Annotated in this window: 1 protein-coding gene; it reads left to right on the forward strand. The window is 49.3% G+C overall.

Annotated elements, in window-relative coordinates; genetic code table 11:
• Positions 1-1,949 (forward strand): condensation domain-containing protein (locus QNM16_RS24875; RefSeq protein WP_284022919.1); only part of this gene is annotated, 1,949 nt, incomplete at both ends.

Below are 1,949 nucleotides of genomic sequence, written 5' to 3' on the forward strand. Positions count from 1 at the left end.
CACTTTACAGTTAAAGATTTATTTAATGCGCAAACCATTCGTGGCTTAACGACTTATATCACGCATAGCGCAGCGGTGGTTGCGACACAAACCCCCAGTGAAGGGGCACAGGTATTATTGCCTATTCAAACGCACTTTTTCCAAGATGATGTTGAGGTTGACCATTATAATCAGGCGGTGATGCTGACGGTACCGACGACATTGGCACGGGACGTTTTGGTGGAGATGGTTCAGGCGCTATATACTCGACATGATGCACTGCGCTTGGCCTTCAAAGCGGTGGAAGGGCAGTGGCAAGGAGAGTATCAACCACTGAGTGACGCGATGGTACAAAGTGCGGTGATGACACACCAGTTAGCGGGTGACGATTACAGTGCAGTGAGCGACTATGCAGATGAAGTGCATAAGCAATTAAATCTAGCGGAGGGGGTGTTATTTAAAGCGGTGTTGATCCAGCATACAGATGCCTCAGATGCACGTTTGTTGTTGGTGCTGCATCATCTGGTGACCGATGGGGTATCTTGGCGTATTTTACTTGAGGACCTGACGCATCTATTTACGCAGTGGCAGGCGGGTCAGGCGTTTGCATTGGCAGACAAATCCTCATCATATCAACAGTGGGGGACGTACTTAGCGTCGCTATTGGATACAGAAACACTGGCGCAAGAGCGTGAATACTGGTTGGCAGCGAATGCGGTGCCAGTGGCCTCGTTTAATGAGCACAGTAGCGCTATTCAAGGTGAGCCGAGTGGACACTTTGAGCGCGTAAGTTGGCGCTTATCTGAGACGCAAACACAGGCATTATTACAGCAGTGTCCGAAGGCTTATCGCACGCAGGTTAATGAGCTGCTATTGGCTGGTTTATTGTTAGGGGGAGCGACTTGGCGAGGTGAGCAAGGGCTTCGTATCGCGTTAGAGGGTCATGGCCGAGAAACGGAAGGGGCAGGATTAGATTTAAGTCAAACAGTGGGTTGGTTTACCAGTATTTACCCACTCACCCTCTACTCTGAAGGGCCTGTAGGGGATGTTGAAAGCGTGATTTGTGCGGTGAAGGAGCAATATAGAGGGCTACCGAATAAAGGATTAGGGTATGGGGTGTTGAAGTACCTCAGCGGGGATGCCGAGCTGTCGCAGATGAGGGCAGCGGAGTTAGTATTTAATTACTTAGGACAGTTTGACCAAGTGGTAGGTGACTCAGGACCTTTTGGTATTGCGAGTGAATCGACAGGCCAAACAGCGAGTCTAGCACGTAAAGCGCACTTTAATTTGAGTTTGGATGGTGCGGTGAGTCAAGGGCAATTACAGTTTGCTTTGTCATACGACACGGGGTTGTATGATGAGACGTCGATGCAGACGTTTATGGCGGCATTTGAGCAGGGTTTGATGCAGGTAATAGCGCACTGTCAGGAGACAGAGCGAGGCCGTTATACCCCGTCAGACTTTCCATTGGCGAGGGTGAGTGAAGCGGAGTTGCAAGCATGGCAGGGGCAGGAAATAGAAGATATTTACCCAGCGACAGACATGCAGCAAGGGTTGTTATTCCATAGCTTATTGTCGGCAGGAAGTTATGTTACTCAGGCGTTGTTCCAGTTTAAAGGGTTGGATTTAGCGCGATTTAGGGCGGCATGGGAGCATGTAATCGCACAGACGAGTATCTTTAAGACAGGGTTTATTGGGATAGACAGCGGCAATGCACATCAGTTGGTGCATAAATCAGTGACATTACCCTGGGAAGAGGTGGATATATCAGGGCAAGATGCGCATAGTCAAGCCGAATATATAACAACATATCGGGCAGAAGATAAGGCGCGCGGATTTGCAATTGAGGCAGCGCCCCTGATGCGGGTGACGGTATTTTTACTCGGTGATGAACGATGTCAATTACTGTGGACCCACCACCATGCATTAATGGACGGTTGGAGTACTCCACTGGTGTTTAATGATGTGAC

Origin of the sequence: Pseudoalteromonas umbrosa, assembly GCF_030125375.1 — a bacterium.
GTDB lineage: Bacteria > Pseudomonadota > Gammaproteobacteria > Enterobacterales > Alteromonadaceae > Pseudoalteromonas > Pseudoalteromonas umbrosa.